General features: G+C 45.8%; 6 protein-coding genes. 1 reads left to right on the top strand and 5 read right to left on the bottom strand.

Annotation, left to right across the window (positions count from 1 at the left end; all coding sequences use genetic code 11):
• Nucleotides 1-249: 249 nt before the first annotated feature.
• From MM817_RS08765 to hpf, 5 genes are all read right to left on the bottom strand, one after another.
• On the bottom strand, nt 250-1,128 hold the full coding sequence (locus MM817_RS08765) for a class I SAM-dependent methyltransferase (protein WP_241713866.1): 879 nt from the start codon (nt 1,126-1,128) through the stop codon (nt 250-252).
• Nucleotides 1,129-1,268: 140 nt separating this feature from the next.
• Nucleotides 1,269-2,397, bottom strand: a protein-coding gene (gene prfB, locus MM817_RS08760; protein ID WP_241713864.1) for a peptide chain release factor 2 whose coding sequence is annotated in 2 segments (ribosomal slippage) — nt 1,269-2,318 and nt 2,320-2,397 — 1,128 coding nt in all. Because the reading frame shifts where the segments join, the coding sequence is not laid out codon by codon here.
• A 49-nt stretch (nt 2,398-2,446) separates the two neighbouring features.
• The gene (gene secA, locus MM817_RS08755; RefSeq protein ID WP_241713862.1) at nt 2,447-4,837 is read right to left on the bottom strand and encodes a preprotein translocase subunit SecA; all 2,391 of its coding nucleotides are present in this window, start codon (nt 4,835-4,837) and stop codon (nt 2,447-2,449) included.
• Between the two features lie 129 nt (nt 4,838-4,966).
• Nucleotides 4,967-5,227, bottom strand: a complete 261-nt coding sequence (locus MM817_RS08750) for a hypothetical protein (RefSeq protein WP_241713852.1) — start codon at nt 5,225-5,227, stop codon at nt 4,967-4,969.
• Nucleotides 5,228-5,344: 117 nt separating this feature from the next.
• On the bottom strand, nt 5,345-5,917 hold the full coding sequence (hpf, locus tag MM817_RS08745) for a ribosome hibernation-promoting factor, HPF/YfiA family (protein ID WP_241713850.1): 573 nt from the start codon (nt 5,915-5,917) through the stop codon (nt 5,345-5,347).
• 227 nt (nt 5,918-6,144) lie between these two features.
• Here hpf and MM817_RS08740 point away from each other — a divergent pair, with 227 nt between their 5' ends.
• Nucleotides 6,145-6,735: an RNA polymerase sigma factor gene (locus MM817_RS08740; RefSeq protein ID WP_241713848.1), complete on the top strand. Its 591-nt coding sequence runs from the start codon at nt 6,145-6,147 to the stop codon at nt 6,733-6,735.
• Nucleotides 6,736-6,766 lie beyond the last annotated feature (31 nt).

Genomic DNA, 6,766 nt, shown 5'->3' with positions numbered 1-6,766 from the left:
TACTTCTTTGCTCGCGTGTTTGTCTCTTGTTGCATTTAGTTTTCAAGGATCCACTTGCTTGCCTTCTTCGCGCCGCCGTTCGTGGCGACAGGTAGTAATATAACACAGTCCGTTTTAGAGAGTCAACTAAAATGCCAATCTTACTTTTCCGACTTTAATAGAGTATATAAAAGGCGGTTTCCCCGCCAAAAACCTTAGTTACAGAAGTCGTTCCTACTCCCTACGTCACCTACAACAATTTCAACCGCGCTATGGTTTCACACCAAATACCGTCACATGGCCAGCAACATCAAAGCTCCATCCGTCGACGCTACTTTCGTATTGGCTATAATAAGAGTCATACTCCTGTCTTGTCATGAGACCTTCAAGTACGATCTCATCCCTTACTTCCTGCAACTTTCGTAGCGTAAACTGCCTACCTATGTCATTAGCCACTTGGGGTGAGAAGGAAGAATGCACTTGTGCCACACTATGAATTCCGTTAAAATTAGCCTCCTGCATATAAACCGCCAATTTGCGACCAATCATGCGATCCCCTCCTCGACGCGCCTGTAAGGCAATAAATGCTTCGTGTAACGCCCGATAAACAGGCACCTCTGGGTACGCAATCGTGAGACCTTCATCAATATCTATTAAACAGACTAACCCACCACTGCGCACCACGCGAAAAAGCTCTTTCAACGCTAAACGCGGATCCTGTAAGTGCTGAAAAAGAAAACGCGAAATAACGAGATCAAATGAGTCATCAGCAAACGGTAAATGATAAACGTCACCCTCGACAAAAGTCGGGATCGCGTCCAATCCTCCATTGCCCACCCCAGTTTGACTCGCCTTTTTCGCCACAGCTTGTGCAATCACTTGCGCCACCTTCAGCTTCTCCACATCCACATCAACTCCCGTCACAGCAACCGGTGCAAAGTATGCGATTTCCGTTGCTAACGCACCAAACCCCGTACCAACATCTAGAACAGCCGCACCTTTCGGTAGAGGTAAAAAAGGGTAGACGCTCCTCCTATCTTTGCCTGTATACACCGTCTGCAAAAGAAGCCACCGATCATGTAACTCCGGATGATTCCCTATATAACTAGAATAAGTCTCATCAATGAGCGCAAAGCGATCTTCGTTCATACACAGCTTCACCTTTTCTACGTTATTTTCACAAAAAAACGCCGCTGCGATCATTCGCATACGACGCTATTGTCTATCCCAAAGAGACTCAATATATCAATCAATAATCTACCATCATAGAGTGAACCTGCATTCCACCATTATGAAGCAGATCCTCCGCGCCGCTGCAACTGCCAACGCAAATAGGCATTCACAAAGCCATCGAGCTCGCCGTCGACAACCGCTTGTACATTGCCAATTTCAAAATTGGTCCGATGATCCTTCACCATCGAATAGGGATGGAACACGTAGGAGCGAATTTGACTTCCCCACCCGATGTCCTTTTGTTCCCCGCGCAGTGCTGCGAGTTCTTCCTCTTGTTGTTCGCGACGTTTTTCAACGAGCTTTGCAGCAAGGAGTTTCATCGCAACCGCGCGATTTTGAATTTGCGAACGCTCACTTTGACAAGTCACCACAATATTCGTCGGTATATGCGTAATGCGCACAGCAGAATCGGTCGTATTGACATGTTGCCCACCCGCACCCGTAGAGCGATAGGTGTCAACCTTCAAGTCATCTGTCTTGATATCGATCTCTACATCATCATCAATTTCCGGTATCACATCGACAGACGCAAAAGAGGTGTGTCTGCGACCAGAACTATCAAATGGAGAGATGCGTACCAATCGATGCACGCCTTTTTCCGCCTTCAAGTAACCATACGCATTGTGTCCTGAGATCAACAGAGTGACACTTTTCAATCCTGCCTCATCCCCAGGAAGATAGTCGAGCGTCTCCACTTTCCAGCCACGCCGTTCTGCCCAACGCGTATACATACGAAGCAAAATTAAGGCCCAGTCTTGAGATTCTGTCCCACCCGCTCCTGGGTGTAACTCAACGATTGCATTGTTGCGATCATATGGGTTATCCAAAAGCAGCTCCAGTTCATAGGCGTCAAGATCCGCGAGCAGTTGTTCACTAGCTGTATCTGTTTCGCGAAATAACTCTTGATCATCCTCGTCTTGCGCAAGCTCAAGCCCTACTTGTACATCCCCTAACTGCACCTGCAATCGGCTATACTTCTCTACTAACGCCTTGAGCCCATTGACTTCACCAATCACCTTTTGCGCCGCAGTGGGGTCATCCCAAAAAGAAGCCTCCGACATCTTTGCTTCTAACGCCTCAATACGCTCACGCTTTGTAGCGACGTCAAAGAGACCTCCCAATATCCGCCAAGCGTTGGTCCATAGTTTGCTGGATCTGTTTTAACTCACCAAACGTATCAGCCATAATAACCTCCGATTCTCATGCTATCGCCCGTTTCACGCAATCTTCATCCTCACGAAGAGGTAAACAAGGGTTGCGGCGTCTCCGGCAAAGCCTCATATGAGAGTTGTGCTTTAAAGACGTACATCGTTACTTCTTCGCGAATACTGTGAATCATACTCTCAAACATCTCATAGCCTTCTTGTTGGTATGCAGTAAGCGGATCCATCTGCCCATATCCACGAAGATGAATACCTTGACGTAACATTTCCATCGCATCAATATGATCCATCCACTTGCTATCCACAGTTCGTAAGAGCACCATGCGCTCTAACTCACGAATCACTTCACCCATCGATGATTCCCGATCTTGATATTCAACTTCCACTTGCTCATACAAAAATGCACGTAACTCATCTCGATCAAAGACGCGAAGTTCCGCCTCTGTCATTCGATCTGGTGTGAGGAAATGATGTTCCCCATACCCAATAAGGCCACCAATGTCCCAGTCTTCCGGAATCTGATCGGCTATGCAGTACGTATCTAACATAAAGTCAACTAAATCACGCGCCATGCCAACAACAATATCTCTTAGATGATCTTGTTGGATAATTTGACGACGTTGACGATAGATCACTTCACGTTGCTTATTCATGACATCGTCATACTTCAAAACGTGTTTGCGGATGTCATAGTTATTCGCTTCCACTTTGCGCTGCGCTCGTTCGATCGCTTGTGTCACCATTTTGTTCTCAATCGGCTGATCTTCTTCAATACCCAGCTTATCCATTAACCCCATGATTTTATCTGAACCAAACATGCGCATGAGATCATCTTCCAGTGACAAGTAAAATTGCGATGATCCAGGATCACCTTGCCGACCTGCACGCCCACGCAACTGGTTGTCAATCCGTCTGCTCTCATGACGTTCCGTTCCAATAATGTGCAGACCACCGAGATCGGCTACGCCATCGCCCAGCAAAATGTCCGTACCACGTCCAGCCATATTGGTTGCAATCGTCACCATACCATACCCACCTGCATGCGACACAATCTCCGCCTCACGCTCATGGTACTTTGCATTCAACACCTGATGCTTAATCCCTTTTCGCTTTAACATCGCAGCAAGTATTTCTGATTTTTCCACAGAGGTTGTTCCCACAAGCACAGGCTGTCCCGTCTTATGGCGCTCCTCAATTGCACTGACCACTTGTGAAAACTTTCCATTTACCGTCTTATACACAACGTCAGAACCGTCTTTTCGCTGATTCGGGCGATTCGGAGGAATCGTGACAACATCCATCCCATAAATGTCGATGAACTCTTGTTCCTCCGTTTTCGCAGTCCCTGTCATCCCAGATAATTTTTTATACATCCGAAAGTAATTTTGCAAGGTAATCGTCGCAAGCGTTTTAGATTCATTTTGAACCTTTACGCCCTCTTTCGCTTCAATCGCCTGATGTAAGCCATCACTATACCGACGGCCTTGCATCATGCGCCCTGTAAACTCATCCACAATAATCACTTCTTCACCTTGCACCACATAATCCTTGTCGCGCTTCATCATGGCATGCGCTTTTAACGCCTGCATAATGTGGTGATTAAACGAGATGTGCTGCGGATCAAATAAATTACTTACGCGGAAATATCGTTCAGCTTTATGCACACCAGCCTCGGTCAAGTTGGCTGATTTCGCCTTTTCATCCGTCTGATAATCTTCTTCTTCCTTTAGCGAACGCACAAACAGATCAGCTGTAAAATACAAATCTGTCGACTTCTCCGCAGGACCCGAAATAATGAGCGGCGTTCGCGCTTCATCAATCAAGATACTATCCACTTCATCAACAACCACGTAAAACAGCGGTCGTTGTACCATTTCTTCTACCTGTCCCACCATGTTGTCTCGCAAATAATCAAAGCCAAACTCATTATTAGTCCCATAAGTAATATCTGAACGATATGCCTCTTGTTTTTCAAAATGCGAAATGCCATGCACATTCAACCCAACAGTTAACCCCAGGAAGCGATGCACCTGTCCCATCCACTCACTATCACGTCGAGCCAAGTAATCATTGGCTGTAATGACGTGGACACCTTGTCCCGCAATCGCATTAAGATATGCAGGCAGTGTAGCTACCAGCGTTTTCCCTTCACCAGTACGCATCTCCGCCACGCGCCCTTGATGAAGCACGATACCGCCTAACATCTGTACATCGAAATGACGCATGCCGATCACGCGTTTTGATGCCTCTCGGGTCACTGCAAATGCCTCAGGTAACATCTTATCGAGCGACTCACCGTTTTCATATCTTTCCTTAAATAAGCTTGTTTGTCCACGCAATTCATCATCGGACATCGCTTCCATCTTTGGTTCAAGCGCACGAATACTATCTACAATGCGGTTTAAGCGTTTGATCTCACGCTCATTGCCGCCTCCTATGACTTTCTTAATCAGCCCTATCAACAGGGTACACTCCCCTCAATCACACGAGATCCGCAACGATCTTAGATTACCATTTTACCTCTTTCCACATCCCCACACAACAAAAGAGCGACAAAAGTCGCTCTTTTACCAAACCAACCTTACTTTATGCTAGCGTGTAAGCTGACGATTGTATTCATACTCACCATTTGCAATACCAAGAATAATGCTACCGCCCACCACAATGACCCAAGATGAATGCGCCATATGCGCAACAATCACACCCAAAATGGCAATCACGAGTGTCATTAACATCGACCACAACAAGGAAGACGCGCCTGAACCTTTACGGAGATTCCAAAACAACAGGTGAACGACCTTCCATATAACAAGAAATACGATGACCTGCAAAATCCACATCAGTACGGTCATTGCCCCACCTCCGCACCAGCGTCTACTAAGAATCGCTATCTTAAGCATATTCTTAGCACCCGTCCAGGTTGCCTAGATGGCCCAATTATACTGATGTAAGATCATATCATCCCATGTTCACTGCGGTTGAATCAAGCCATACTGCCCATCGCGTCTGCGATATACGACACTCGTTTGATCCGTCTCTGCATTTGCAAAGACAAAAAACTCATGTCCGAGTAATTCCATCTGCAAGATCGCTTCAGGTATATGCATCGGTTTCATATCGAACTGTTTCACCCGTACAAGCGGAAATTCCTCATCATCTTCAAGAGGTACCGCATTGGATGTAAGAACGGGTTGCAACCTGGCTGATTCTTTTGCGCGAACACCCTCCGCTTTAAGGCGATGTCCTATCTTTTGCCCTATCTTGTGTTTATACTTATCGAGTTGTTTTTCCAGCTTGTCCATCATCATATCAATCGAAGCATACATATCGCCAGACCGTTCCTCTGCGCGAAGCATGACCTGCCCAAGTGGCACCATCGCTTCTACCGCGTGAACACCGCGTGTCACAGACATCGTAACAGTCACTTCCTGTGAAGCAGGCGCATCAAAATACCGATCAATGCGCGAAAACTTCTTATCCAAGTACTCTTTTAAGGCGGGTGTTACATCAAGATGATTATCTCCACGAACGTGAATCTTCATCTGTCAATTCCTCCCCTCGGAAGTTAACGAAAGTATAACATTCCCTTCGCAATAGCGCAAAGATTTCGCAGACATTCTACATCATTCGATAAAGGACATGATCCATCGAATGATTCTTTCACTTCCCTATGATATAACTAGTATTATTCAGTAGTTACGTCCTCGTATCCCCATGTACAACAGGGCGATGATACACATCTTTTGGAAACGATCAGGGAGTGACATGTTTGGAAGATGGAGCATATTCAGAACTGACAGCAGATCAAGAATGGTATGTGAAGCGCCTCGCTCATCGTCTCATTCAATGGCGTAAAAGTGGTTCTGTGGACACGGATGATCTAATATCGGCAGCACGCACAAGATGGTGGCAATATTGTATGCGCCATCAAGATCATTCTACCACCTTAAATGATCAGGAACAGCAAGAGTGGTTAATAATTGCCTTTCGCCAACAAGTTAAATTTGCTATGCGCGATATATTGCGAGCATCAACACCAGTAAAAGTCACACGATCCTATCAAGCTAAAATGAAAGCTTACGAATCTCCCTACTCTGTTGATCTTGAACACGCCATCAATGTCCGCGCGGGCGACGAAGTTGCTAATTCGGAACTTTGGTTCGATGTTGTCGCCAGCATTCAGCAACTTCCCCAAAGAGATCAGATCATTCTCTCTCTCTTTATCGAGCAAGGGTACAATTTTACAGAAATATCGTACGCAATGGACTTATCCGTCTCTACCGTTTCCAGAGCATATCAACGATCATTACAAATAATAAAAAATAATGTCGAAGAAAATCGAAACACACGCAAAAAATAGAATAAATTGACCGTATATAGAGTAAGGGGGT

The sequence above is a fragment of the Sulfoacidibacillus ferrooxidans genome (genome assembly GCF_022606465.1).
Lineage (GTDB): Bacteria > Bacillota > Bacilli > Alicyclobacillales > SLC66 > Sulfoacidibacillus > Sulfoacidibacillus ferrooxidans.
Note: the sequence above shows the minus strand (reverse complement) of the source record. Positions and strands in the feature narration are given on the sequence as shown.